The organism is Aminobacter sp. MET-1, from assembly GCF_026521175.1.
GTDB lineage: Bacteria > Pseudomonadota > Alphaproteobacteria > Rhizobiales > Rhizobiaceae > Aminobacter.
The window spans coordinates 57,253-81,864 of sequence record NZ_JAMSHL010000024.1; the positions used below are offsets into that span (position 1 = coordinate 57,253).

Sequence of the window (24,612 nt, forward strand, 5' to 3'; positions counted from 1 at the left end):
ACATTTTTGATGCAGGATGTTGCCGGTGTCAATGGCTCTGGCGTCTGACACTATCGGAAGGGGCCGCCATGGACGGCGATGCGGACAGCAGGCGCGACCACGTCACCTCGCTCGAGCGCGGACTGGGCGTGATGGAGATTCTCGCCGCGCACCCGGCAGGCCTCACGCTTTCGGAAACGGCCGACAAAGCAGGGCTGACGCGCGCAGGCGCGCGCCGCTTCCTGCTGACGCTGGTGGCGACGGGATATGCGGTGCAGACGGGACGCCATTTCTCGCTGTCACCAAGGCTTTTGACGCAGGCGCGTACCTGGCTTCAGGGCGTGCCGTTGTGGACCTTCGCCGAACCCTTCATGAAAGAGACGGCGGCGACGCTGAACGAATCCTGCTCTGCAGCGATCCTGTCGGGCGAAGACATGGTCTATGTCGCGCGCGTGCCCGGCCCCCGCATCATTGCGGTTGACCTGCAGGTCGGAGCGCATTTGCCTGCCTTCTGCACGGCGATGGGGCGTGTGCTGCTGTCGGGACTTGCCGATGCCGAGCTGGAAGTCTTTCTGGCGCGGGCAACTGTCGCCCGGCGTACGCCAAAGACCGAAACCGACAGGGCAAAGCTCGTGAACATCATCGCCGGGGTACGGAGGGAGGGCTTTGCGCTGGTCGACGAAGAACTGGAGATCGGCCTGCGCTCGATCGCCGTACCGTTGCGCGACCGGTCGGGCGCAATCGTCGCCGCAGTGAACGTGTCGACACAATCGGCCCGCCATACGCCGGCCGAGATGGAAGCCCAGATTCTGCCGATCCTGAGGACGACAGCCGCAGGGATCAGCGACTTCTTTGCCGTTCAGTGATCAGGGCCGCATCGAGCCTGTGTCGACGTAGCGCTGGTGCCAGGACAGAGCCTCGTTGAGCAATGACGGCGACTGCAGGCCATAAGAGCCGCGCATCGCCCGCTCAAAATAATCTGACAGTGCCGGACGATAGTCCGGATGAGCACAGTTCTCGATGATGAACCGCGCCCGCTGCTTGGGCGACAGGCCACGCAGGTCTGCGAGGCCCTGCTCGGTGACGAGCACCTGCACATCCTGGTTGATGTGGTCGACATGGCTCGCCTGCGGCACGATGGCCGAGATCTTGCCGCCCTTCGCCGTCGACGGCGTCATGAAGATCGAGACATAGGCATTGCGGGCGAAATCGCCGGAACCGCCGATGCCGTTCTGGATGCGCGAGCCCATGATGTGGGTCGAGTTCACATTGCCGTAGATGTCGGCCTCGATCAGGCCGTTCATGGCGATGCAACCCAGGCGCCGGATCAGCTCCGGGTGATTGCTGATCTCCTGCGGGCGCAGGATCATCTTGTCGCGATAGCGGCCCAGGTCGGCGTTGAGGCTTGCCGCAGCTTCCGGGCTCAACGAAAAGGCAGTGGCCGAGGCCATGCGCAGCTTGCCCGTGTCGATCAGGTCGAGCATGCCGTCCTGGATGACCTCGGTGAAGGCCGTCATGTTCTCGAACGGCCCATCGACAAGCCCGGTCAGAACGGCATTGGCGATGTTGCCGACACCCGACTGGATCGGCAGCAGCGACGCCGGCAGCCGCCCCTTCTTCACCTCATGGGCGAAGAATTCGAGCAGATGGCCGGCAATGGCATGGGCCGTTTCGTCGGGCTTGGAGAACGGCAGGTTGCGATCAGGCGCATCGGTCTCGACGATGGCCACGATCTTTTCCGGGTCGCAGCGGAAGAAGGTTTCACCGATGCGGTCGTCCGCCTTGACCAGCGGGATCGGCACGCGATGCGGCGGAAGTGCCGTGCCGTAGTAGATGTCGTGCATGCCTTCGAGCTCGGCATTCTGCCAGCGGTTGACCTCGAGGATCACCTTTTCGGCCCGGTCGAGCCAGGTCTTGTTGTTGCCGACCGACGACGACGGCGCCAGCGAACCGTCTGGCCGGATAGCCGAAACTTCCACGACCGCGGTGTCGAGCGGCCCGAGGAAACCCTGCCAGGCGACTGGCGCCACCTGGCTCAGATGCATGTCGAAATATTCCATCTCGCCGCGATTGATCTTGTCGCGTGCGATGGGATCGGAATTGTAGGGGAGACGGAACTCGATGCCGTCGGCCTTGGCCAGCGCGCCGTCGAGTTCGGGGCCGGTGGAAGCACCGGTCCAGACGCGCAGGGAAAACGGATTGCCCTTGGCGTGCTCGGCCTCGATGCGGGCGGCAAGTGCCAGGGGGACGGTCTTGGGATAGCCGGAGCCGGTAAAACCACTCATGCCGACGGTGCTGTCGGGCCTGATCAGGGAGGCCGCGTCCTCGGCGCTCATCACCTTGGAACGCAGGCTTTCGCAGCCTATCCGTGTCTGAACCATGCTCGCCTCTCCAGCGCCTGTCGTTTCGTCCCTCTCCCACAGCCGGCATGTTTGCCGGGTCCCGTTTTTACGGAGGTGATATGGCAACCACCTGCGCACGCAAGGGGCAATAATGACGCGCCGGCCTTACGCTGGGGCCGTTTCAGGCGGCAGCGGCCATGCCGCCGCGCTTGCCGCTCAGGCGGATCACGGCCCTGATCGGCAGGTGATCGGAGGCGATGCGGGCGAGCGCGGTGTCATGCGCCTGCACATCGGTGAGCAGGTTGTGCGGGCGGACCATGACACGATCAAGCGCAAGCACGGGGAAGCGCGACGGGAAGCTGGGAACGATGGCATGTGCCGGGCCGAAGGCCGGCTCCAGGCTGCGCAGCGACGAACGCTTGCCCAGCCGCCATTCGTTGAGATCGCCAACCAGCACGGTCGGCTTGTCGCTGTGCAGTTCGGCCGCAGTCAGAAGCGTGCCGGCCTGCAGCTTGCGCGAATGGCGCAACAGCCCGAAATGCGCGGCGATGACGCGCAGCGGGCCGGCCTCCAGTTCGAGATCGACAATGACAGCGCCGCGCGGCTCGGCACCCGGCAACACCAGCTGCCTGGCCGAGGCGACCGAGCCCTTCCTGAACAGGACGACATTGCCGTGCCAACCATGGCTCTTGAGACGTCCTGCAAGCGGCACCGGGATGAGGCCCGTCTCGCGCTCGACGGCGGCAAGATCGAGCAGGCCGGCGCGGTCGCCGAAGCGCTGGTCGGCCTCCTGCAGGGCGATGACGTCGGCGTCGATCTCGGAAATGACCTGCATCGTCCGCACCGGATCGAAGCGACGGTCGAGCCCGACACATTTATGGACGTTGTAGGAAGCAACGACGATTTCGCTGTGGGTGCCTGTTTCGGAAACGGAATCGCCATCGTGATGGCGGGGGGCGACAGGATGGCGCGAGGCACCTTCCTTGTCCCGAATCTCCAAGCCTTGTCTGCTAGCCATCACGCGTCTGGAATCTCTGGGAAATTCATGTTCAGTTGCGGCATGCGTCGCCGTTCAGTCTAACCTATATGGTTGCAGTGTTCGAGTTTTTCCACATCGGCCGGCAGTGCCATCCACCGCATTGGCGTGGCGAACTTATGGCTATGGGAGGCTGGCGGCTCGGCGCATGAAGCTCATCGGCATCGTCATTGCCGTCACTGGCATCCTGGTCATCGCTTCGCTGCTGGCGGTCTATGCCTATGGCCGCTTCGCCAGGCGCGCACGCGGCGAGCCGTCGCATGCGCTTACCAAGACGGGCACGGCCGAATTCGACACGCTGGTCTCGCAGCTCACCGACAGCCACACCGGCCAGAGCGGCCTTGCCTTGCTGTCCAGCAACCTGCATGCCTTTGCGGTGCGCGCCTATACCGCCCGGCACGCACAGCGCAGCCTCGACCTGCAATATTACTATTGGAAGGACGACCTGACCGGCGGCCTGCTTTCCCGCGAGGTGCTCGGGGCTGCCGACCGTGGCGTCCGCGTCAGGCTGATCCTCGACGACATCAATGCCAGGGGCTATGACCCCAACTACCTTGCGCTCGACAGCCATCCCAACATCGAAGTCAGGCTGTTCAATCCGAGCTGGGCGCGCGCCTTTGGCCTGCAGCGCGGCATCGAGCTCATCTTGCGGGCCGTGCGCACCACAAGGCGCATGCACAACAAGGCCTGGATCTCGGACGGCAGGCTGGCGATCGTCGGCGGTCGCAACATCGGCGACGCCTATTTCGACGCCTCGGAAGAATCGAATTTCCGCGACATGGACCTTTTGCTCGTCGGCCCCGCCGTCGAACAGGCCGAGAGCATCTTTGACCGCTTCTGGAACAGCGAAGCCGTGCTGCCCATCCGCCACGTCACCGGCATGGCCAAGGGGGACCTGCCAGCCTTGCGGGCTCGGCTCGAGAAGGTCGCGACCATGGGGCTTGCCGCGCCCTACATCCACCGCGTCGCCGCGGAAAGCCGCGAATGGTCTACCGCCGGCACAGGCAAGCTGCGCTGGACAAGCGAGGCGGTGGTCGTCTCCGACCCACCGGAAAAGGCCATGGGCGCCGGCGAAGACGACTGGCTGATGACAGCGCTTCGGCCGGTGCTGTTCTCGGCCAAGCGCGAACTCAAGATCGTTTCGCCCTATTTCATCCCCGGCGAGGGCGGCACGCGCCAGCTTTCGGCGCTTGCCGAACAGGGCGTCAAGGTCACCGTGCTGACCAATTCACTGGCCGCCACCGACGTGGCCGCCGTGCATGGCGCTTACGCGCTCTATCGCAAGCCGCTGCTTGCGGCCGGTGTACACATGTTCGAACTCAAGCCCGAGGATGAGCGCACCGATCTGTCGCTGTTCGGCTCCAAGGGTGCCAGCCTGCACACCAAGGCTTTTGTCGCCGACATTTCGGCCGGCTTCGTCGGCTCGTTCAACTTCGATCCGCGCTCGGCTTCGCTCAACACCGAGATGGGCGTGCTGTTCAGGCAGGAGGAACTGGCCAGCGAGGTCGCGGCTGTGATCGCCTCGCAGATATCGCCGCACTGCGCGTTCCAGCTGGCACTCGACGACGGGCGCATCAGCTGGACAGACACGGATTCCCACGAAGCCGACGAACTCGGCCACGAACCGCGCGCAAGTCTGCGGCGGCGGCTCATCGCCTGGCTGATCGGCTATCTGCCGATCGAATCCCAACTGTAACCGTTTCACACCCTTCCCGCCCTGGGTGCAATGCAGGCGTAACCCAATGCGCCCTTTAGATGTGCCGCGCCGGTCGAACGACCGGGCAAATCAGCTTGAGGGGTGCGCCCGTGCGTCACGAATGGAACCCGGACCTTGGCCGGCAGCAACCGGATTCGGCCAACACTCCGGCCGCGCGTGGCGGCTCGGTCGCCTGGCAGGTGCTGAGCCTCGGCAGGCGCCTGACGCTCAAGCGCTCGCTCACCTTCTGCCTTCGGCTGGCAATCCGCCCCACGACCACGCTGCGCTGGCTGCGCTTCGTCGGCGACTTCGGCGCGGATCAGGGGCTCGGCCGTCCGCATGACGACCTCCTGCGCAAGTCGACTGCGGCGTTCTTCCTGCATGGAGCGCCAAGCCGCTGGCGTCTCGACCTCCTCACCGACAGCTTCCGCATCGCCGCCGAATTGATGGCCCAGGCCGATCTGGCCACGCTTTGGCAGGGCGGCAGGCTTGTTCTCGGAACGGTCGCCGGCCGCACCGACAGCTATCTGGTCGAGATGCGGCTCGCCGACCATTGCGGCTGCCGCCACGAAGGCGCTTTTTCCCTGCGCCTGCGCCGCACCAGCGACGACTATCTGCTGTGGACAGCCACCTTCATCTTCACCGAAAGCAGCGGCAACACCGCCGCCATCGGCGGCATGCAGGGCCCGAAGGGCGATGCCGCCAAGCGCGCCATAATTGCGGCGACACGCTGCATGGGCGGGCTCCGGCCAAAGGATGCGATGCTGCTGGTTTTCCAGGGCCTCGCCACGTCGACCGGCGCACCGCATGTATTGGCGGTGTCCAACGCAGGCCATGTCATCAACCAGCGCCGCGCCAAGCGCCGGGGCATGATGCAGGCCGACCTCGACGACTACTGGGCCGAACGCGGCGGTCTTGTCGCGGCACCCTTCGGCTACAGGATCCCCTGCCCGCCCCCGCCGCCTGCCGACGAGGGCCGCCGGCGCGACTACAGCAAATCCGCCTTCTGGCAGATCGGCCGCCGCATCAACCGGGCCTGCCGCTGATTTTTCCGCTACACTTGCCGACGAAACAGCCATGCCGGGACGATATGCGGGAACGATTGGCCGACCTCCGGCTTTAAGCCCCCATGCCGCGCAGTCGGCAGCAAGGGGGTGTCGGTGGCAGATGCAGGTTTGAACAACAGCGAATCGGGCTCACGCCTGTCATTGCAGCCGGGCATGCGCACGGCGCTCCCGACATTTGCGGCAACCGCAGCGACCGTTGCGATCCTCTATTTCGCCCGCGACGTCTTCCTGCCACTCGCCATCGCAGTGCTTTTGACCTTCGCGCTGGCGCCGATCGTCTCATGGCTGAGACGTCTCGGCGTGCCGAAGCTGCCTGCCGTCATCGCCTGCGTCATAGCAGCCTTTGCGGTGGTTTCCATATTCAGCTTCGTCGTCGCCACGCAGGTCGCGCAAGTCGCCGAAAACGTGCCGACCTACCAGGCCAACATCGTCGAGAAGATTCGCTCGCTCAAGGAAAGTGGCAGCGGCAATGGCATCATCGAGCGGCTTGGCCGCGTTGTCGAACGCATCGGCCAGGAGATCGACAAGCCTGAAGGACCGGCCGCAAACACCTCGCCCGAGCCGGCACCTGCACGGCAACAGCCTTTGCTGGTCGAGGTCTTCAATCCGGAAAAGCCGATCGAACTCTTGAAGAACCTGATCTCGCCACTGATCGGTCCGCTGGCCACAGCAGGTCTGGTTATCGTCGTGGTCATCTTCATGCTGCTCGAACGCGAAGATCTGCGCGACCGCTTCATCCGCCTCGTCGGCTATGGCGACCTCAACCGCACCACCGAGGCGCTGCAGGATGCCGGCAGCCGCGTCGGCCAATATCTGCTCATGCAACTGGTGGTGAACGTCACCTATGGCGTGCCCATAGCCATTGGCCTGTGGGCGCTCGGCATCCCCAACGCGCTGCTCTGGGGCCTGCTGTCGATCGTCCTGCGTTTCGTGCCCTATATCGGCCCGGCGATCGCGATGATCTTGCCGCTGTTTCTGGCGCTTGCCGTCTCGCCGGGCTGGTCGCTGGTGCTGTGGGCGGCCGCCCTGTTCCTGGTCATGGAACTCATCATCAACAATGTCGTCGAACCCTGGCTCTACGGTTCCAGGACAGGGCTTTCGCCGCTCGCCATCATCGTTTCCGCGATCTTCTGGACCTGGCTCTGGGGGCCTGTCGGACTGGTGCTGTCGACGCCGCTCACCGTCTGCCTCGTGGTGCTCGGCAAGCATGTGCCGCAATTCGAGTTCCTGGAGGTGCTGTTCGGCAACGAACCTGTGCTCGACCCCAAGGAACGGCTCTACCAGCGCCTGCTGTCGGGCGATTCGGACGAACCCACAGACCAGGCCGAAGAAATGCTTGAGACCATCTACCTCGCTGATTTCTACAGCCAGGTGGCGATCCCTGCCCTTCTGCTCGGCGAACGCGACCGGGCGCGCGGGGCGATGAACGACGAACAGAGACTGCGTGTCGCCGGCAGCGCCCGCATGCTCGTCTCCAATCTCGAGGAGATCGCACGGGAAGAGGCGGAGGAGGAAGACGACGACGAAACCGCCGCCGACGAAGGGGGCAACGGTGAAATAGACCTGCCCGACGGCACCGGCCGCTCGGTGCTGTGCATTGGCGGGCGCGGCGACCTCGACGATGCGGCGGTCACCATGCTCGCCCAGGTGCTGTCAGTGCAGGGCGCCGATACGGCAACGGCCAGCCATGCCGACGCCGAACCAAGTCGCATCCGCGATTTGCCACTCGAAGGCCGCGACACGGTCGTTGTCGGCTTCCTCAACGCCGATTCGCTGAACCACGGCCGCTTCCTGGTGCGGCGCCTCAAGCGCACAAGACCGTCGCTCCGTGTCGGTGTCGTGTTGTGGAGCGACCAGCTACCCAACCGCGAAACGGGCGAGCTGGCGACAGAACTCAACGCCGACTTCGTCGCCTTCGATCTTGCAGGCGCCGCAGAAGGCGCCTTGGCCGACACGCCTGCCGTGCCGCTCAAGGCCGCCAAGCGCATGGTCCGCCGCCGTGCACCGGCCAAGCGGAAGGCGAGCGGAAAGGCGAAAGCTACGATGTAAGCGAGCTTAAAAGCATTTCGCGTCGACAGACTACTCAGGTGCCATGGCCAGGGTCGGTCAGGACTGCTCCCAATCACCAAGCACCCGCAATATGCCTAGCTCCTTCGGTCATCTGTCAGGCGCCAGGAAGCTGGCGTAGCATCGGGGATGTTGTTTGAGGCGTAGAGGGCATCATGTGCGTGGAGCGGCTTCGTGGCGAAGGCGCAGCAGATGCAAATTCCCTTGCATGGCTGATGACGATACTCGCGGTCCCGGCGCTTTTGGGGGCACAGGCAGGCGCGGCCGAGGTTGACGCGGCGATTGTATTTGCAGTCGATGTCTCGGCATCCATCGACCCCGCAACCGCCGACCTGCAACGTGAAGGCCATGCCACCGCAATCTCCTCGCCCGAGGTCATAGCGGCCATTACTCGCAACCGCGCCGGCTGCATCGCGGTCACCTATGTCGAATGGTCAAGTCCCGGGAAGATGCGGTCGGTGGTGCCTTGGACAAGCGTCTGCGGGCTCGGGGACGCACAACCCGTGGCGTCGTTCATCAGGGAAAACGGCGACAGAGGCTATGGATGCGAGGACTCCTGCGGAACTTCCATTTCCTTCGCCATCAATCTGGCCAGTTTGCTACTGGACAAATACGCCGGCAATGCCTCCACCAAGATCATCGACATCTCCGCCAACGGCACCAACAACGACGGCTTGCCTTTGCACGACAGCCGACAAAAGGCGATTGCGAAGGGCTACACGATCAACGCAATCGCCATTCCCGGGATGACGCGCGGCGTCAAGTACGACCTCACCCAATACTTCGCTGACAATGTCATTGGCGGTCCGGGGGCATTTGTCATTGCGCCGGATACACCGGACGACTACGCGGCGGCGCTCCGCCGAAAGCTGGTGACCGAGATAGGCCTCTCCACCGAGAGAATCACCAGAGAACTGATCGCACACGAATAGCGTTGTTTTGCCGTACGCTTCAGACGCAGCACTACCGCTGCGGACCAGCGCCAAGGTGAAGCGCAGCACAATGGGTCAAGCCAATCCGACACGCGACCCTAAAGCCACCCCGCCAGGTGCTGCGGCTATACCGGTCGATACGGTCGAGTTCGAAAATGGCTGGCAAGGCGACACGAACGCCCCTGTGCACCATCAGGGCGGCGGAAAAGCCAACAAATCCAGAATGTTGTTTGCCATCAAGGAGATGGAATGGTGCTGCCAGAGAGGATTGAACTCTCGACCTCTCCCTTACCAAGGGAGTGCTCTACCACTGAGCTACGGCAGCGACCGTGAACGGGGCGGCTTGTGCCACATGATTCCCGGAAGCGCAAGTTATGAGTTGAACCATTTTTCAGAAGATTTTCCACAGGCCCGCTTACGCCACAATACTGGCCATTTCCGTTGCCAAGCCGCTATGAACGAACGACAAGCGGGGACCACCACATGTCGTCGACCAAGAAACCACCCTTAGCTGACGCCGACCTACGCAAGGCGCGGCTGGCGGCCGAGCTGCGTGCCAACCTGATGAAACGCAAGGCGCAGGCGCGTTCGCGACGTACAGGCGAGGCCGATACGCGGCCCGATGGCCTTGCAGCGGCCGAGGGTGGCCGAGAGGGTGACAAAGAGAAACCCGAGAAGGCCTGACCGGCGACGGCAGGCGCTTGGCGCCCAAAGACCGCAAATCCGGCTTTCTTGAACCAGAAAGCGCGATGGTCTAGACGGGCGGCAAGAAAATTTCTCGCCAGAACCGGGATCCCCCCGGAGAAACGACGGCCAATGGATCGCATCAGAATTGTCGGCGGCAACGAGCTGACCGGAACCATCCCGATCTCGGGCGCGAAGAACGCGGCCCTGCCGCTGATGATCGCCTCGCTGCTGACAGACGATACGCTGACGCTCGAAAACGTGCCGCACCTGGCCGACGTCGAGCAACTGATCCGCATCCTCGGCAATCACGGCGTCGACTATTCCGTCTCCGGCCGCCGCGAGCGCCAAGGCGAAGGCTATTCGCGCACCATCTCGTTCACCGCGCGCAACATCGTCGACACCACTGCTCCTTATGAGCTGGTCTCCAAGATGCGCGCCAGCTTCTGGGTCATCGGCCCGCTGCTCGCCCGCATGGGCGAAGCCAAGGTGTCGCTGCCGGGCGGCTGCGCCATCGGCACGCGCCCGGTCGACCTGTTCATCGAGGGACTGCAGGCGCTCGGTGCCCAGATCGATGTCGACAATGGCTACATCCTGGCCACCGCCAAGAACCGGCTTACCGGCAATCGTTACGTCTTCCCAAAAATCTCTGTCGGCGCCACGCATGTGCTGATGATGGCGGCAACGCTCGCCCGCGGCGAAACGGTGCTTGAAAACGCCGCCCGCGAGCCCGAGGTCGTCAACCTCGCCGAATGCCTCAACGCCATGGGCGCCAGGATTTCAGGCGCCGGCACCTCGACGATCACCATCGAAGGCGTCGATTCGCTGTCGGGCGCACGCCACCGCGTGATCCCCGACCGCATCGAGACCGGCACCTACGCCATGGCCGTTGCCATGACTGGGGGCGATGTGCTGCTGGAAGGCGCGCGCGCCGACCTTTTGCAGGGCGCACTCGACGTGATTTCCCGCACCGGCGCCGAAATCATCCCGACCAATTCCGGCATCCGTGTCATGCGCAACGGCTCGGGTATCTCGCCCGTCGACGTGGTGACCGAGCCCTTCCCCGGCTTCCCCACCGACCTGCAGGCGCAGTTCATGGGCCTGATGACCATGTCGAAAGGCAAGTCGAAGATCACCGAGACGATCTTCGAGAACCGTTTCATGCACGTGCAGGAACTCGCCCGCCTTGGCGCCCACATCACGCTGTCGGGCCAGACGGCGATCGTCGAGGGTGTTTCCAAACTCAAGGGCGCACCGGTCATGGCGACCGACCTGCGCGCTTCGGTGTCGCTGGTCATTGCCGGCCTCGCCGCCGAAGGCGAGACGACCGTCAACCGCGTCTACCATCTCGACCGTGGCTTCGAGCGACTGGAAGAAAAGCTGTCGCGCTGCGGCGCCATCATCGAGCGCATCAGCGGCTGAGCCGCCGCGCCTAGGGAACAAGGCAACGGGCGGCAAGTGACTTCTGCCCCAATGCCTTGGTGCCCTATTCCGCTACTGCCTTCCGGCTCGGTTGCGCGCTGCATCAAGACCGCCTAACAAGGCAGGAAGCATATCGTTTCCAAGCAGGCTGCCGATCCCACATGACCCAGCTCAAGCTAGTCGCACTCGACGAACAGGATCTGGAGATCGTCTCTGCGCATGTGCAGGACGCGACCGTCAAGGTCGGCGACTTCGAGTATCAGCCGGCCGCCAAGCGTTTCGCGCTGGCGATGAACCGCTTCGCCTGGGAAACCAAGACCGGCTTCTTCCGTCCGAAATATGAGCGCCGCCGCTCGATCCTGCATTTCGACCGCGTGCTTTCGGCAAAGCTGCACGGCATTTCGCGCGACAAGAAGGACGACGTGCTGGAGTTGCTGGCGGTGCGCTTCGCCGCGGCGCAGCAGCCGGTGGGAACCATCGAGCTCACCTTTTCCGGCAACGCAGCGATCCGCCTCGAGGTCGAGGTCATCGAGGCCCGGCTGACCGATACGGGAGCTGCTTGGCAGGCCTCCTCCCGCCCCATTCACAAGACCTGAGCATTCGACCATGGCCATCACGCTTCGCCAATCCGACGCCGACTTCGAGAAGCGGTTCGCGTCGTTCCTGACCACCAAGCGCGAAGTCTCGCCCGACGTGGAGGCGACGGTGCGCGCCATCATCGACGACGTGCGCGAGCGCGGCGACACGGCACTGATCGACTATACGAAGAAATTCGACAGGGCCGACCTCGGAGCTTTGGGCATCGCGGTGACGCGCGCCGACATTGACCAGGCCTACAAGGACGCCGATCCGGCGACGGTTGAAGCGCTGCGCTTTGCCCGTGATCGCATCCGCTCGCATCACGCGCGGCAGATGCCCAAGGACGACCGCTATACGGATGCCATCGGCGTCGAACTCGGCTCACGCTGGACGGCGGTCGAGGCGGTCGGGCTCTATGTTCCCGGCGGCACGGCCAGCTATCCGAGCTCAGTGCTGATGAACGCGGTTCCGGCGCAGGTCGCAGGCGTCGAGCGCATCGTCATCGTCGTGCCGGCCTCGGGCGGCGCCATCAACCCGCTGGTTCTGGTCGCAGCCGACCTAGCCGGCGTCTCCGAAATCTACCGCGTCGGCGGCGCCCAGGCAGTGGCAGCCCTAGCCTATGGCACCAACACCATCCGCCCGGTCGCCAAGATCGTCGGCCCCGGCAACGCCTATGTAGCAGCGGCCAAGCGCCAGGTTTTCGGCACTGTCGGCATTGACATGATCGCCGGGCCTTCTGAAGTGCTCGTCGTCGCCGACCGCGACAACGATCCGGAATGGATTGCGGCCGACCTGCTGGCCCAGGCAGAGCACGACGTCTCGGCCCAGTCGATCCTGATCACCGACGACGCCGAATTCGGCAAGGCGGTGGAAGCCGCCGTCGAGCGACAGATCAAGCTGTTGCCGCGCGGCGAGACCGCCGCCGCCAGCTGGCGCGACTTCGGGGCAGTCATCCTGGTCGACGATTTCGAGGCGGCCCTGCCACTGGTCAACCGCATCGCCGCCGAACATCTCGAACTCGCCGTCGCTGATCCCGAAGCGATGCTGCCAAAAATCCGCAATGCAGGCGCGATCTTCATCGGACGGCATACGCCCGAGGTCATCGGCGACTATGTCGGCGGCTCCAACCACGTCTTGCCGACGGCGCGCTCGGCGCGGTTCTCGTCGGGACTGACGGTGCTCGATTTCGTCAAGCGCAGCTCGATCCTGAAGCTCGGTCCCGACCAGCTGCGCGAACTGGCACCCGCTGCGATCGCGCTCGCCAAGGCGGAAGGCCTCGACGCGCATGCCCGCTCCGTTGCCATCAGATTGAACATGTAGGGCGACCATGTCCGACAAAGGCCACGCACGATCCCGCCTGGTCGACGTCGAACTCGACGAATCGATCGGCCGTTCGACGCCCGATGTCGAGCATGAACGGGCGGTGGCCATCTTCGACCTGATCGAGGAAAACAGCTTCCACCCGATCAACGACGACGGCCACGGCCCCTACCGGCTCAAGCTGTCGCTTGTCGATTCGCGATTGGTCTTTGCCATCGCGCGCGAGCATGGCGACCCTGTCGTTACCCACATCCTGTCGCTGACGCCGTTCCGCCGCATCGTGAAAGACTATTTCATGATCTGCGAGAGTTATTACGAAGCGATCCGCTCGTCGACGCCGAGCCAGATCGAGGCGATCGACATGGGCCGGCGCGGTCTGCACAACGAGGGATCGCAAACCCTGCTCGACCGGCTTGCCGGCAAGATCGAGATCGACTTCGACACCGCCCGGCGCCTGTTCACGCTCATCTGCGTATTGCACTGGCGCGGCTGACATATGGCGGACGCTAAACCTCCGCGCTCTGTCTTGTTCATGTGCCGGATGAATTCGGTCCGCTCGCCGATGGCCGAAGCGATTGCCCGCCACAGGCTGCCCCAATCGATCTTCGTGGCGTCGGCAGGGGTGCGCGCCGGCGACCGCGACCCGTTCGTTGATGCGGTGCTTGCCGAAGAAGGTATGGCGATGGAAGACCACCAACCTCGCACGGTGGACGATCTCGAGGACGACTATTTCGACCTGATCGTGACGCTGGCGCCCGAGGCGCATCACGCAGCGCTCGAGTTCACCCGCTCGATGGCCGTCGACGTCGAATACTGGCCGACGCCGGACCCAACCGTCATCTCGGGAACGCGCGACCAGATCATGACGGCCTACCGCGACGTGCGCGAGCGGCTGAAGGCCAGAATGGCCGAAAGATTTGCGGTGGGAACGCCGGAAATGGACGCCGATTAAGCGTGTTCACAAAGCGCGGATTATCATATAGGTTCCGCGCAACTTCCGGCCGGGGCGCCGGAGCAAGCCACCCAAACCAAAGGTACCTAATGCCGAAGGAAGAAGTCCTCGAGTTTCCGGGCACCGTTACGGAATTGTTGCCGAACGCGATGTTCCGGGTCAAGCTCGAAAACGAACACGAAATCATCGCCCACACTGCCGGGCGCATGCGCAAGAATCGCATCCGCGTGCTGACCGGTGACAAGGTCCTCGTCGAAATGACGCCCTATGACCTGACCAAGGGCCGCATCACCTACCGCTTCAAGTAAGTTCGCCCGCGACCGCGAGCGCAAAGAGCGTCTTTTACCGACAGGATTCTGGTTTGAGCGATCTGCAAAAGCTTGTGCTTGCTTCGGGTTCGCCCCGCCGTGTTGAGCTCTTGCAGCAGGCCGGCATCGAACCCGACCGGCTGTTCCCGGCCGATGTCGACGAGCGGCCGATGCGCGCCGAGCATCCGCGCTCGCTGGCCAAGCGGCTGTCGGTGACCAAGGCCGAGAAGGCGCATTCGGTGCTGGCCAGCGACGACGAGGCAACGAGCTTCATCCTGGCGGCCGACACGGTCGTTGCCGTCGGGCGCCGGATCCTGCCCAAGGCGGAAACGTCTGATGAGGCGCTGCACTGCCTGCAACTGCTCTCCGGCCGGTCGCACCGTGTCTACACCGGCCTCGCGCTGATGACGCCCTCAGGCAAGCTGCGCCAGCGACTGGTCGAGACGCGCGTGCGCTTCAAGCGCCTGTCGCGCCAGGACATGGACAACTACCTCGCTTCGGGCGAATGGCGCGGCAAGGCCGGCGGCTACGGCATCCAGGGCCTCGCCGGCACCTTCGTGGTCAAGCTTGTCGGCTCCTACACCAACGTGGTCGGCCTGCCGCTCTACGAGACGACCTCGCTTTTGTCCGGCGAAGGCTATCAGGTCCAGGCCAGCTGGAAGAACGGCGCCTCCGCGTGAACGCCAAGGACACCGTCACGCCTCTGCGCGCCAAGGTCTCCTGCCCCGAATGCGGCAAGCCGTCAGTGCGCGAGTCCTATCCCTTCTGCTCTCCGCGCTGCAAGGCGGTCGACCTCAACCGCTGGCTTTCAGGCTCCTACGCCATCCCTGTTCGCGACAACGAAGAGGAAGATTCGACCGGAAATTCGGACGCCGGCGAAGGACGCTGAAGGCTTTCCCGACCTTCTCCTACGGCCTGTGATTTCTTTCAAGAAAAACGCATCGGGGCGGCTGGACAGGGGAAAAACTCGTGCTATAACCCACCCGCTTTCAGGGGTGCAGCGCACCTCCAGGAAGCCCGGATCGAAGCCCTAGCGGCCCGATCGAGGACAGTTGCCCGGATAGCTCAGTTGGTAGAGCAGCGGATTGAAAATCCGCGTGTCGGTGGTTCGAATCCGCCTCCGGGCACCACTCCCCCAGATCTCAAGTGGTTAGAAGCGTTTCAAGAGGCGACGTACTGAATTGCCTTCAGCGCACTGGCTCACAGTCGCCACGTTCAGCCCCGGCTAGCCGCCGGGACCTTGAGTGCACACTTGCCGCTCGTGGTGAACGGGAGCGTTATCTCGGACGACAGCGTCGGTTCGCTCCTACGATCCGACGGTGACGACGAAATGCTTCGTCACTGGCTCGATGATCTTCCAGGTGCCCTTGAAGTCCGCTTCCACAACAAACGCGTCGCCCGGCCCGACCTCGACCGGCTCACCACCGTCTGGCGTGATGATGATGCGGCCTGAAATCATGTGGACGAATTCGTAGTCCGTGTAGCTCGCGTGGTAGGTGCCCGGGGTTGCCTGCCATGTTCCCGAGAGGACCTTGCCGTCCTGGGTCGTGTGCTGGACGGCCGTCTTCATCGACGGACTTCCTTCCACCACCACCCAGCCCGGCAAATCGCTGGGGTCGGCACTTACCGGCCGACCGAACTTGAGGATCGTATTGCGGGTCATTTTCAGTCCTCCCATTTTCATCAGACACGTCTTGAATACCTGACCCATCACCCATGGGCAACTTAGTTTCCCATAGATGAATGCCAGACAGCTCGCGTTCCGGTGACATCGTGACTTTTCATGTCGCCGCTCCTTGTCCTCGCATATGAAACTGCGCGACCCTGCAGATCGGCCGCGCCTCCGGGGCGGTGGTGTGTGCAAGACCAGGGGCGGAAACGAGGAAGCGAGAGTGACAAGTGTGACGAGGTCCAGGAAACGTCGCAGCTTTTCATCAGGCAGCGAAAGTTCTTTGTCGTCCCGACTCCAGCCCATTCCTGACGGAAACCCCGCCTTTCCTGGAAATGCCTCATGGACTCGCTGATCACTGCCGCGGCGCGCGCACTCGCCACTGGGGACCTGCTCGGCGCGCTCAAGCGGGTTGCCCTGCGCGACGACCCGCCCGCACTGGCGCTGCGCGGCATCGCCATGGCCCAGCTTGGCGATCTCGTTCGCGCAAAAGCCTTGCTCACGAGTGCCGCCAAAGCCTTCGGCTCAAGAGAGGCCGTCGCCCGCGCCCGCTGCGTCGTCGCCGAAGCAGAAATCGCACTCGTGTCCCGCGACCTGAATTGGCCGACCAAGGCGCTCGACGCTGCAAGGGCAACGCTCGAAGCGCATGGCGACCGCCTGAACGCTGCGCATGCGCGCACACTGGAAGCTCGGCGCCTGCTGCTTATCGGCCGGCTGGATGAAGCCGCGCGCGTGCTTTCGGCGCTAGACACCGCCGGACTGCCGGCCCCGCTCAGGACCGGACACCAACTGGCCGCGGCCGGCCTCGCCATGCGGCGCCTGCAGACGAAAGCCGCCAAGGCAGCGTTGGCGCACGCGCAGGAGGCGGCGCGCGAGGCCCAAATTCCCGCATTGATAGCCGAAGTCGATGGCGTGGCTCGAGCCATGGCAGTGCCTGCGGCACGGCTGATCGCGCAGGGCGAACGGCGCATGCTGCTTTTGGAAGAGGTGGAGGCGCTTTTCGCCTCCGACACACTCGTCGTCGATGCGTGCCGAAACGTCGTGAGGCAGGACCAAACCGTGGTGCCGCTGGCAACCCGGCCGGTGTTGTTTGCGCTTGCCCGGAGCCTAGCCGAGGCATGGCCGGAAGAGGTCTCCAGAAGCACGCTGATCGCTCGTGCTTTCCGCGCCAGGCATGTCGACGAATCTCACCGTGCCAGGTTGCGGGTCGAGATCGGGCGTCTGCGCGCCGAGCTCAAGGATCTGGCCGACATCAGTGCGACACGAGAAGGTTTCGCGCTGGCGCCCAACCGTTCGCGCCAGGTCGTCGTGCTTGCGCCCCCTTCCGAAGGGCAGCATGCTCAGGTGCTGGCCTTCCTTGCCGACGGGGAGTCCTGGTCGAGTTCGGCGCTGGCGATCGCGCTCGGCGCCAGCGCGCGCACAGTGCAGCGCGCGCTCGAGCAGTTGGCCGCCGACGGCAAGGTGCAGTCGTTCGGTCGCGGGCCGGCGCAACGCTGGGTCAGCCCGCCGGTGCTCGACTTCCCGACAGTGTTGTTACTCCCGGGACCACTGCCGAGCGACTAGGGTAAGGTCAGTGCCAACGAAGCCAGGGATCGAGCCATGAAACACGCAGCTGCCGAAATCATCAGGGAATACGGCCCCTTCCCCGGCGTCTCCAAAGTCGCCGGTGTCACCTTCGACGGCAAGAAGGTCTGGTTTGCATCGGAAGACAAGCTGCAGGCCTTCGACCCGGACAGCGGCGACACGGTTCAGACCATCGACGTCGCCGCCCATGCCGGCACGGCCTTCGACGGCAAACATCTCTACCAGATCGCCGAGGACCGCATCCACAAGATCGACCCCGAGACCGGCCGGATCCTCGCCACGATCCCCGCTCCCGGCGGCGGTGGCGATTCCGGCATGGCCTGGGCCGAGGGTACGTTATGGGTCGGTCAGTATCGCGGCCAGAAAATCCACCAGATCGATCCCGAGACCGGAACCATCCTGCGCACCATCGAGGCCAAGCGCGTCGTCACCGGCGTCACCTGGGTCGACGGCGAACTGTGGCACGGCACCTGGGAGGGAGAGACCAGCGACGTCAGGCGTATCGATCCTCAGACAGGTGCGGTGCTCGAACAGCTCGACATGCCCGTGGGCATGGGCGTTTCGGGGCTCGAATCCGATGGCGGCAGCCGCTTCTACTGCGGCGGCGGCAACAAAGGCGTGGTCAGGGCGATCCGCCGCCCGGCAAGATCAGCGGCCCGCTAGTTGCCGTTTCCCGTCAGCACCGGGCGCGAACGTTGGCGACCAGGGCCACCAGTTCGGCCTGCCTGCCGGTGTCGGTCTTGGTGAAGATCGAACGCAGATGTGAGCGCGCCGTCTCGTAAGCAATCGATTTCACTTCGGCGATGTCGCGCAGGCGCATGCCGCGGCCGAGCAGCACCATAATCTCGGCTTCTGTCGGGGTCAGGCCGAACATCTGACGGAGCAATTGCGGCTCGGACCTCGCCACAGCTTCGGAATCCTCGACCAGGCAGACACCGACCGAATGGGCGAAGACGTCGGGGAAATTGCCGCCCAGCCGCTGGAGGCGCAGCACGAGCGGCCGCAGGCCCGGACGCTCTATGAAGATCGGCCCATGGGCTGCGCCCTGTCCCAGCCAATCCTCGCTGAGGACGGCGCGCATCCGCTCCTCGATCAGTCTGGTTTCGTTGCGGCGAGATGAGCGCAGCTCACGCTCTGAAACCTGGAGGTCGCCTCCCAGCAGTCTTTCCGCCGGGCCGTTCACCGTCGTCACCTTGCAGAACCTGTCGAAGAAAATGGCCGCGAGCCCGGCCATCTCGAAGGCCTCGGCCATGCCGGCCGTTTTCTGGCGCGAGGCGGCGCGCATGATCGCCGACGACATCATCAAGCGATCGCGCATTGTGCCCAGGACAGCGACCTCTTCCTCGTCGAAGAAGTCCTGCTCGAGCTTTCGGTTGAGCGTCAGCACGAGCATGTCCGAGGGCATAGAGAAGCCGATCATGCAGCTACGGCCAATGCCGTGCTTGGCAAGGAACCTGTAGTAGGCGTGCTGCTCAAACTCGTCGCGGGAAGTGTATTGCGGATCGCAGGCAGTGCCGTCGCGCAGCAGCAATGGCAAGGCGCGGAGCCGCAAGTCGTTCTCATGCCAGCCATCGCTGAAATAGTCGTCGAACACCCCGCCCAGACTGTCGCTGGCGATGATCAGCCCCGGCGCACGCTCCGTCACCGGGATGATGTTGGCTCCGTACGACCCGGTTGCCCGGGCGATGTCCTCGACGACGCCATGCCACAACGAGCCGTCGATGGCCGCTTCGATGGCACCATCCAGGGCCTGGTCGAGTTTCTGGATATCGATCTTCAACGTGGGCCCCCTTCCACGATCTCAGTGATAACACTCCGCATCCGATGCTATTGCAACGCCAATCGACCCGACACTGCCGCGTTGGAACAAACTGTCCCAAAAAAGGAACGAGGTGTCCCATGGCCGACCGCCGATGTTTATTTCTTTGGCCAGCTTTCCATCTCGAATTTTTATGCGCTTCCGCCCTATCCTGATGCTGGAACCATGCGAGGTCGCCCATGGACGCTGCACAGCTTCAGAATCTGGCAGAGAACCTGGCACGAAATCGGCGCGCCGGGCTGGTCACCGACCTGCCGATGTCGCTCCTGGAGACTGAAGCCGATGCGCTGTCGGCGCAATCCGCAGCACTCGACCTCTTCGACGACGACTTCAGGGGCTACTCGCTTGTGGCGACCAACCCCGCGGTGCAACGGTCGCTCGACCTTGGTTCGCCGATCTTTGCGCCAATTGCCAGCAGGTCGTTTCACGACGGTCTTGAGCACATCACCCTGCCCCGGGGCATGCTTGGCGCGCAGTGCGAACTGGCGCTGACCATCGGCGAAACTTACCCGTTTTCGATCGACCCGATCGACCGCCAGACGGCCGCGGGCATCGTCGTCGCCTGCCAGCCGGCGATTGGGCTGCTCGGGCGCCGCAGCCGCCCAACCGGGGTGAGCGCGCTCATGGCGATCGCCGATTTCGGCCTGCATGTGGCGACGATCCGCGGCGCTTCGCACCATCATATCGACCCATCGCAACTCGATCGGCTGAAGGTGACGGCACGGCTGAACGGCAACGTCGTCGCACGCAGCACGGCAGGCACCATCCTCGGCCATCCGCTCGAAGCGGTCGCATGGCTGGCACGGAAGCTTGCAAGCGATCATCGGCAACTCAATGCCGACGATGTCGTCTTGACCGGCTCATGCCTGCCGATCCTTCAGGTACTTCCGGGCCAGACCCTGTCTGTCGAGTTCGGAACACTGGGCTCCGTGTCCTGCCGGTTCGAGTGAACTTCGACGTCGAGCGCGCGCCAGCCGAACCTTCGTGAAGCAATCCGCCGCATCGCCGGTCATGGCGACCTATGCTTATGTGGACGCGGGTGAACGGCTGAGGGGGCGAGGAATGGGATTTATTGGCAGGCTAACGAAAGCCGTGGCGGCAGTTGCGGTGGCGATTGCCATATCGGGGGCACCGACTGCCTCGCTGGCCGACAAGATGGTGGTCGTGCCTGCCGGCAACCGGTCGGCCAGCCAGCCAACCATCCCGGATGCTTCGGCGCGGCGCACAAGCGCCTTCAACACGACCTATGACGCCAAATACCAGCAGATCGTCGCGTTGCTGCAACGCGAAAGGAAGCTGATGGTCCAGATCAGGAAAGCGGCGGCGGCCTATGACGTTGCGCCGATCCACATCATCGGCGCGCTTGTGGGCGAGCACACCTACAACGTCAGCGCCGTCGGCACCGCCCAGACCTATTACGTCAAGGCCTTGGCTTACGCCAATGCTGACTTCTCCTTCCGGTACAAGGGAAAATCCGTCCAGGAATTCCTGACGCGGCCGGAGTTTGCCAACTGCTCCGAGGACAAGGGCAGCGCCATCCTCTGGAGCTGTCGCGACCAGGTCTGGGAGGATGCCTTTCGCGGCCGAACGGTCGATGGCGTGACCTATGACGGCGTGACCATGCAACGCGCCTTCTTCCAGCCGTTCTATGCGGGCCAGACATTCGGCCTCGGCCAGATCAGCCCGCTCACAGCGCTTCAGGTAACCGACCTCGTCAACCGAAACAGCGGCTTTGCCAAGCTCACCCCGGAAAAACCGCAGGCCATCTATCGCGACATCATGGATCCCGACCGGGCGATCATCTACATAGCGGCCATCGTGCGCGACGCAATCGACGCCTATGCCGACCAGGGCTTCGACATTTCCGGCAATCCCGGCATTACCGCGACCCTTTTCAATGTTGGCCAGCCGCGGCGGCGCGCAGCCGAACTGAGGCAGGCCGTGGCGAGCGGCAGTGGGCGGAAGCTGCCCGTCGAAAACTATTATGGCTGGCTGATCAACGACAGGCTGGCCGAGTTGCAGGCACTTCTGAGCGACGACTAGGACATTGGCGCACTTCTTCGAGAAACGCATTTGTTTCTTGCGCAGATCGGCACCGCTTCGTTTCGCCAGCCACGCAATGCGGGCTCCGCGCTTGAACTTCCTACTTCAGCGTCGCTTCTGCGTATCACCCGACAAAGGATGGCCGGTTGTTTCCATATGTCGCCGACTTGGGCCCATACGCCGCCGCGGTCGGCGAACTTATCCAGGAAGCCGAAGGCTGGCTCACCACGATCGCCTTCATACTCGCCTTCGTGAAGTCCCTGCCCTTCATACCGCTGCTCATTCCCGGAACAGCACTTCTCATCGGCATCGGTTTCTCGATCGGCGCGAGCGGCGTCGACATCACCCCGGTATGGATCGCGATCAGCGCCGGCGCGGCACTCGGCGACTGGGTGTCCTATTGGCTCGGCAGGCGCTTCGCACATGTCGTGCACGACTCCCGGCTGGCCAGGCGCTACCCTGATCTGCTGCCGCGAGGCGAAGCGTTCTTCCAGCGCTGGGGAGCGCTCAGCATCGTGCTCTGCCGATTCTTCGGCCCCTTGCGGGCAACCGTTCCATTCGTTTCCGGGGTATGTGGACTGAGGGTCGTGCCGTTCCAGGTCGCGAACTGGTTCTCAGCATTCCTGTGGTCGGCTACACTTCTGTCGCCCGGCATCTTGGCCATGAAACACTTGTGACCGAGAACATCCAAGCGAGCATCGCCACCGTTTCGTGCGCCACACTTCGAATAGCGTCGATTGCAAATTCATCATGGATCTAATCTCAAATATATAAATCATGTATCGGCATTTCGATTTCGGCATGGCTTGACAGCGCAAATTTATCATCTGCGACGTCTGGAGATTTACATCGATTTCACTATTGCCGCCTAAGTTTCCGGCCGGAGGAATTCTGAGCTGGTTCTAGGGGGAGAACGGCATGTCACCGGACAAGCGGCTTCGGCCAAGTTCGGAACACCAGTTGCTCGCGCATGGTCTGATGCGCAAGACCAGCGCGTCCTATGCGGGCGCGCTGCTTTTGGTGGCGTCGCTGGCGACCGCCAGCTTCTTCCTGCTCAGTTCGGTGATCTCTGCCAATGTGCAGAAGGGTGCGCTGATCGAGATCGGGGCGCGCCAGCAGATGCTGTCGCAACGCATCCTGCTGTCGGCGACCGAAGCCTACATGGCCCACGGCCAGTGGATGCGCACCCAGGCGCGGCAGAACCTGCACCACGCACTGACCGAGTTCCTCAACAACGAGCAGCTGATCCGCGAAGGCTCGACCAACCCAAATTCGCCGCTTTACCGCCTGGAGCTCTCCGAGGACGCTGTGCGGCTGTTCGAGCAGGCGCCGGGCCAGCTCAGGCAATCGACCGAAACCCTGGCGCAGACGGTCTACGCCTTCCAGGACGCGCTGCCGCTCAACGTGTCGGCCAGCATGCCGTCGGAAGCGGTCACCCACTTCACCGCGCTGAGACTCTATGTCGTCGAGAAAGCCCGTCGGGAATATGAGACGCTGACGCGGCTGTTTTCTTCCGAGGCACGCGGAAAGGGCCTGGTCGTCGAGAAAGTCCACCTGACCGTCTTCATCCTGACGATCCTGCTGCTGATTGCCGAAGCCTTGCTCATCTTCCGCCCGCTGGTCCGCAAGGTGGTCGCCACCACCAGCGAGTTGCTCAAGGCGCGCGACGCGATGGCGTTTGCCGCCAACCATGATGCACTGACCGGCCTCTACAACAGGGCCTTCCTCAACGACTACATCGAGACGGCGGTTGCCAGCGCCAAGCGCAAGGGCGAAACCCTGGCAATCGTCCGTATCGACCTCGACCACTTCAAGACGGTCAACGACACGTTCGGCCATGCGGCGGGCGACGCCGTCCTGGTGGAGACGGCGTGTCGATTGCTGACGACCGTCCGCGAGTCGGACGTCTGCGTTCGGCTGGGCGGCGACGAGTTCACCATTGTTCTCAACGACGCCGGCTCCGACATGGATGCAGGCCGGGTGGTGGCGCGCATCGTCGACGCGCTCAAGGCACCGATCGAGTTTGCCGGCACCTCGATCAAACCGAGCGCCAGCGTGGGTGCCGCCCTGTTCAGCGAAGACAGCGTCGTCGACGACGTGATGGTCAACGCCGATCTGGCGCTCTATCGGGCGAAGGCCGAAGGCCGGGGCTGCTACAAGCTGTTCACCACGACCCTACGCGACAAGTTCGAGGAGCAGACGAACCTCGAACGGGCGCTGCGCAAGGCAATCGCCGAGGAAGCGTTTACGGTTCATTTCCAGCCACAGGTTTCGCTCCGAGCGGGCGAGGTCATCGGCGTCGAGGCGCTGGTGCGCTGGCAGATTGACGGGCGCTCCGTTTCGCCCGGCGAATTCCTGCCCGTGGCCGAAAAGGCTGGCCTCATGCCGGCCATCGGCCGGATCATCTATGCGAAGGCCATCGCCACGGCCGCCTCCTGGCATCGTTCGGGCCTCGCTTTCGGCCGTCTTTCGCTCAATGCCTCGGCCCAGGAACTGCGCGAGCCCGGTTTTGCCAGCCATCTGCTCTCACTCCTGCGGCGCGAGGGCCTGCCGGCGCGTCTGGTTGCGCTCGAGATCGTCGAGTCGGTGATGCTCGACGACGAGCACAGCGGCATCGGGCTTGCGCTCACGCATCTGCGCCGGGCCGGCATTCGCATGGAACTCGACGATTTCGGCACTGGCTACGCCTCGCTCGCGCATATTGGCGACAACGAGATCGACAGGCTGAAGGTCGACCGCCGCTTTGTCAGCGGCATCAACAAGAAGCCGGCCAATGCGAAGATCGTCCGGGCCATCGTCGAGCTGGCGCGCGGTCTCGGCATCTCGGTCGTGGCCGAAGGAGCCGAAACCGACGCCGAGCTGTCCTGCCTGCAGGAACTCGGCTGCCCAGCCGTCCAGGGCTATGGCATCGCCCTGCCGATGCCTGGCGACCAGACGGCGTTGTGGCTGTCGATGCGCAGATCGGCCACCGCTGTGGCGAGCAACGTCGCCTGAACGTCCTCCCCCGGGTTCGCGTCCCTTTCCCTGCAAGAAAAGGCCCCGCGTTTGCGGGGCTTTTGGTTGTTGGCCAGAGGTTTGTTTGGCTTAGGACCGCGGGCGTTCCTTCTTGGGGT

At 63.7% G+C, this 24,612-nt stretch carries 24 protein-coding genes and 2 tRNA genes; 21 read left to right on the top strand and 5 right to left on the bottom strand.

The annotated features are described in order from the left end of the window. Positions 1 to 68: 68 nt before the first annotated feature. The gene (locus NDO48_RS24775; protein ID WP_267322580.1) at positions 69 to 845 is read left to right on the top strand and encodes an IclR family transcriptional regulator domain-containing protein; all 777 of its coding nucleotides are present in this window, start codon (positions 69 to 71) and stop codon (positions 843 to 845) included. Here the strand turns inward: NDO48_RS24775 and NDO48_RS24780 are convergent, their stop codons facing one another. Both NDO48_RS24780 and NDO48_RS24785 read right to left on the bottom strand, forming a co-directional pair. After that, positions 846 to 2,360 carry an acetyl-CoA hydrolase/transferase family protein gene (locus NDO48_RS24780; protein WP_267322581.1) on the bottom strand — a complete coding sequence of 505 codons (1,515 nt, stop codon included), beginning with the start codon at positions 2,358 to 2,360 and terminating at the stop codon, positions 846 to 848. Between the two features lie 142 nt (positions 2,361 to 2,502). After that, positions 2,503 to 3,321: an endonuclease/exonuclease/phosphatase family protein gene (locus NDO48_RS24785; RefSeq protein ID WP_018426536.1), complete on the bottom strand. Its 819-nt coding sequence runs from the start codon at positions 3,319 to 3,321 to the stop codon at positions 2,503 to 2,505. A 184-nt stretch (positions 3,322 to 3,505) separates the two neighbouring features. Here NDO48_RS24785 and NDO48_RS24790 point away from each other — a divergent pair, with 184 nt between their 5' ends. From NDO48_RS24790 to NDO48_RS24805, 4 genes are all read left to right on the top strand, one after another. Then, a complete protein-coding gene (locus NDO48_RS24790; RefSeq protein ID WP_267322582.1) occupies positions 3,506 to 5,053 on the top strand; it encodes a phospholipase D family protein in 1,548 nt (515 codons plus the stop codon). Between the two features lie 110 nt (positions 5,054 to 5,163). Next, positions 5,164 to 6,099, top strand: a complete 936-nt coding sequence (locus tag NDO48_RS24795) for a DUF535 family protein (protein ID WP_267322583.1) — start codon at positions 5,164 to 5,166, stop codon at positions 6,097 to 6,099. 174 nt (positions 6,100 to 6,273) lie between these two features. Next, the gene (locus tag NDO48_RS24800) at positions 6,274 to 8,169 is read left to right on the top strand and encodes an AI-2E family transporter (protein ID WP_267322584.1); all 1,896 of its coding nucleotides are present in this window, start codon (positions 6,274 to 6,276) and stop codon (positions 8,167 to 8,169) included. Between the two features lie 173 nt (positions 8,170 to 8,342). Further along, positions 8,343 to 9,119 carry a DUF1194 domain-containing protein gene (locus tag NDO48_RS24805; RefSeq protein WP_018426532.1) on the top strand — a complete coding sequence of 259 codons (777 nt, stop codon included), beginning with the start codon at positions 8,343 to 8,345 and terminating at the stop codon, positions 9,117 to 9,119. A gap of 250 nt (positions 9,120 to 9,369) precedes the next feature. Here NDO48_RS24805 and NDO48_RS24810 read toward each other — a convergent pair. Then, positions 9,370 to 9,444, bottom strand: a tRNA-Thr gene (locus tag NDO48_RS24810). Between the two features lie 158 nt (positions 9,445 to 9,602). Here NDO48_RS24810 and NDO48_RS24815 point away from each other — a divergent pair. The 10 genes from NDO48_RS24815 (at position 9,603) to NDO48_RS24860 (ending at position 15,514) form a co-directional block, all read left to right on the top strand. After that, entirely contained in the window at positions 9,603 to 9,803 is a 201-nt protein-coding gene (locus tag NDO48_RS24815; protein WP_018426531.1) for a hypothetical protein, read from the top strand. Positions 9,804 to 9,935: 132 nt separating this feature from the next. Then, a complete protein-coding gene (murA, locus tag NDO48_RS24820) occupies positions 9,936 to 11,225 on the top strand; it encodes a UDP-N-acetylglucosamine 1-carboxyvinyltransferase (RefSeq protein WP_018426530.1) in 1,290 nt (429 codons plus the stop codon). Positions 11,226 to 11,386: 161 nt separating this feature from the next. Then, a complete protein-coding gene (locus NDO48_RS24825; RefSeq protein WP_018426529.1) occupies positions 11,387 to 11,821 on the top strand; it encodes a DUF2948 family protein in 435 nt (144 codons plus the stop codon). Positions 11,822 to 11,831: 10 nt separating this feature from the next. Beyond that, positions 11,832 to 13,124, top strand: a complete 1,293-nt coding sequence (gene hisD, locus NDO48_RS24830; protein ID WP_018426528.1) for a histidinol dehydrogenase — start codon at positions 11,832 to 11,834, stop codon at positions 13,122 to 13,124. Between the two features lie 7 nt (positions 13,125 to 13,131). Beyond that, positions 13,132 to 13,617, top strand: a complete 486-nt coding sequence (locus tag NDO48_RS24835) for a UPF0262 family protein (protein ID WP_018426527.1) — start codon at positions 13,132 to 13,134, stop codon at positions 13,615 to 13,617. A gap of 48 nt (positions 13,618 to 13,665) precedes the next feature. Then, the gene (locus NDO48_RS24840; RefSeq protein ID WP_026226896.1) at positions 13,666 to 14,076 is read left to right on the top strand and encodes a low molecular weight phosphatase family protein; all 411 of its coding nucleotides are present in this window, start codon (positions 13,666 to 13,668) and stop codon (positions 14,074 to 14,076) included. Positions 14,077 to 14,165: 89 nt separating this feature from the next. Then, positions 14,166 to 14,384 carry a translation initiation factor IF-1 gene (infA, locus tag NDO48_RS24845; RefSeq protein ID WP_019172992.1) on the top strand — a complete coding sequence of 73 codons (219 nt, stop codon included), beginning with the start codon at positions 14,166 to 14,168 and terminating at the stop codon, positions 14,382 to 14,384. A 53-nt stretch (positions 14,385 to 14,437) separates the two neighbouring features. Beyond that, positions 14,438 to 15,064: a Maf-like protein gene (locus NDO48_RS24850; protein ID WP_018426525.1), complete on the top strand. Its 627-nt coding sequence runs from the start codon at positions 14,438 to 14,440 to the stop codon at positions 15,062 to 15,064. Then, positions 15,061 to 15,273, top strand: coding sequence for a DNA gyrase inhibitor YacG (gene yacG / locus NDO48_RS24855; RefSeq protein ID WP_267322586.1), 213 nt, complete (start codon positions 15,061 to 15,063; stop codon positions 15,271 to 15,273). The genes NDO48_RS24850 and yacG overlap by 4 nt, the downstream gene beginning before the upstream one ends. A 165-nt stretch (positions 15,274 to 15,438) precedes the next feature. Next, positions 15,439 to 15,514 (top strand) — tRNA-Phe (locus NDO48_RS24860). A gap of 176 nt (positions 15,515 to 15,690) precedes the next feature. Here NDO48_RS24860 and NDO48_RS24865 read toward each other — a convergent pair. Then, complete coding sequence (locus tag NDO48_RS24865; RefSeq protein WP_018426523.1) at positions 15,691 to 16,047, bottom strand: cupin domain-containing protein; 357 nt, start codon at positions 16,045 to 16,047, stop codon at positions 15,691 to 15,693. Positions 16,048 to 16,395: 348 nt separating this feature from the next. On the opposite strand from NDO48_RS24865, the gene NDO48_RS24870 reads away from it, so the two are divergent. After that, positions 16,396 to 17,616 carry a helix-turn-helix domain-containing protein gene (locus tag NDO48_RS24870; RefSeq protein ID WP_267322587.1) on the top strand — a complete coding sequence of 407 codons (1,221 nt, stop codon included), beginning with the start codon at positions 16,396 to 16,398 and terminating at the stop codon, positions 17,614 to 17,616. Positions 17,617 to 17,652: 36 nt separating this feature from the next. Continuing rightward, a complete protein-coding gene (locus tag NDO48_RS24875; protein WP_267322588.1) occupies positions 17,653 to 18,300 on the top strand; it encodes a DUF5074 domain-containing protein in 648 nt (215 codons plus the stop codon). 13 nt (positions 18,301 to 18,313) lie between these two features. On the opposite strand, the gene NDO48_RS24880 is transcribed toward NDO48_RS24875, so the two are convergent. Beyond that, positions 18,314 to 19,417 (bottom strand): helix-turn-helix transcriptional regulator, encoded by a 1,104-nt coding sequence (locus tag NDO48_RS24880; RefSeq protein ID WP_267322589.1) that lies wholly within the window; start codon positions 19,415 to 19,417, stop codon positions 18,314 to 18,316. A gap of 218 nt (positions 19,418 to 19,635) precedes the next feature. Between NDO48_RS24880 and NDO48_RS24885 the strand changes: the two genes are divergently transcribed. The 4 genes from NDO48_RS24885 (at position 19,636) to NDO48_RS24900 (ending at position 24,493) form a co-directional block, all read left to right on the top strand. Continuing rightward, positions 19,636 to 20,406: a 2-keto-4-pentenoate hydratase gene (locus NDO48_RS24885; RefSeq protein WP_267322590.1), complete on the top strand. Its 771-nt coding sequence runs from the start codon at positions 19,636 to 19,638 to the stop codon at positions 20,404 to 20,406. Between the two features lie 121 nt (positions 20,407 to 20,527). Beyond that, a complete protein-coding gene (locus NDO48_RS24890; RefSeq protein ID WP_416377222.1) occupies positions 20,528 to 21,499 on the top strand; it encodes a DUF1402 family protein in 972 nt (323 codons plus the stop codon). 146 nt (positions 21,500 to 21,645) lie between these two features. Continuing rightward, on the top strand, positions 21,646 to 22,176 hold the full coding sequence (locus tag NDO48_RS24895; RefSeq protein WP_267322592.1) for a DedA family protein: 531 nt from the start codon (positions 21,646 to 21,648) through the stop codon (positions 22,174 to 22,176). 241 nt (positions 22,177 to 22,417) lie between these two features. Next, a complete protein-coding gene (locus tag NDO48_RS24900) occupies positions 22,418 to 24,493 on the top strand; it encodes a putative bifunctional diguanylate cyclase/phosphodiesterase (protein ID WP_018426516.1) in 2,076 nt (691 codons plus the stop codon). The last annotated feature ends 119 nt before the right edge of the window (positions 24,494 to 24,612 follow it).

Coding starts and splice junctions, on each gene's coding strand:
- NDO48_RS24835 (WP_018426527.1), top strand. CDS start 13,132: ATGTCCGACAAAGGCCACGCACGATCCCGCCTGGTCGACGTCGAACTC.
- NDO48_RS24840 (WP_026226896.1), top strand. CDS start 13,666: ATGAATTCGGTCCGCTCGCCGATGGCCGAAGCGATTGCCCGCCACAGG.
- NDO48_RS24825 (WP_018426529.1), top strand. CDS start 11,387: ATGACCCAGCTCAAGCTAGTCGCACTCGACGAACAGGATCTGGAGATC.
- NDO48_RS24815 (WP_018426531.1), top strand. CDS start 9,603: ATGTCGTCGACCAAGAAACCACCCTTAGCTGACGCCGACCTACGCAAG.
- NDO48_RS24780 (WP_267322581.1), bottom strand. CDS start 2,360: ATGGTTCAGACACGGATAGGCTGCGAAAGCCTGCGTTCCAAGGTGATG.
- murA (WP_018426530.1), top strand. CDS start 9,936: ATGGATCGCATCAGAATTGTCGGCGGCAACGAGCTGACCGGAACCATC.
- NDO48_RS24900 (WP_018426516.1), top strand. CDS start 22,418: ATGTCACCGGACAAGCGGCTTCGGCCAAGTTCGGAACACCAGTTGCTC.
- NDO48_RS24775 (WP_267322580.1), top strand. CDS start 69: ATGGACGGCGATGCGGACAGCAGGCGCGACCACGTCACCTCGCTCGAG.
- infA (WP_019172992.1), top strand. CDS start 14,166: ATGCCGAAGGAAGAAGTCCTCGAGTTTCCGGGCACCGTTACGGAATTG.
- hisD (WP_018426528.1), top strand. CDS start 11,832: ATGGCCATCACGCTTCGCCAATCCGACGCCGACTTCGAGAAGCGGTTC.
- NDO48_RS24800 (WP_267322584.1), top strand. CDS start 6,274: ATGCGCACGGCGCTCCCGACATTTGCGGCAACCGCAGCGACCGTTGCG.
- NDO48_RS24865 (WP_018426523.1), bottom strand. CDS start 16,047: ATGACCCGCAATACGATCCTCAAGTTCGGTCGGCCGGTAAGTGCCGAC.
- NDO48_RS24885 (WP_267322590.1), top strand. CDS start 19,636: ATGGACGCTGCACAGCTTCAGAATCTGGCAGAGAACCTGGCACGAAAT.
- NDO48_RS24870 (WP_267322587.1), top strand. CDS start 16,396: ATGGACTCGCTGATCACTGCCGCGGCGCGCGCACTCGCCACTGGGGAC.
- NDO48_RS24875 (WP_267322588.1), top strand. CDS start 17,653: ATGAAACACGCAGCTGCCGAAATCATCAGGGAATACGGCCCCTTCCCC.
- NDO48_RS24790 (WP_267322582.1), top strand. CDS start 3,506: ATGAAGCTCATCGGCATCGTCATTGCCGTCACTGGCATCCTGGTCATC.
- NDO48_RS24805 (WP_018426532.1), top strand. CDS start 8,343: ATGTGCGTGGAGCGGCTTCGTGGCGAAGGCGCAGCAGATGCAAATTCC.